The organism is Vibrio sp. OPT41, assembly GCF_015163595.1.
GTDB lineage: Bacteria > Pseudomonadota > Gammaproteobacteria > Enterobacterales > Vibrionaceae > Vibrio > Vibrio alginolyticus.
Genome location: NZ_JADDYH010000084.1, coordinates 1 through 268 on the forward strand (window position 1 = coordinate 1; position 268 = coordinate 268).

Below are 268 nucleotides of genomic sequence, written 5' to 3' on the forward strand. Positions count from 1 at the left end.
CAGTCGTTCGGTGATAGGCTCGTCTTGCTCTCACTAACAGCCGATGCTTTCTGAGAAGTTCAAAGAGCTTATCGCGACCTATTTGAATGCCCTTTGTTACTGCTAAGAACTTCAGTTTACGCGTGCCAATGCGTGGCTGCTTCAGCCTGACTTCATGGACAAAGCCAATGACAGCATGCTCATGATGTTCACAACGAGATTGAGTTTGGCATTGCTTATAATAAGCTTGGCGAGAGATTTGTACTAACTGACAAAACTTCGTAACGCT

At 45.1% G+C, this 268-nt stretch carries 1 pseudogene; it reads right to left on the reverse strand.

Annotated elements, in window-relative coordinates:
• A pseudogene (locus IQP38_RS26860) lies at positions 1–268 on the reverse strand (IS3 family transposase); the annotation flags it as partial.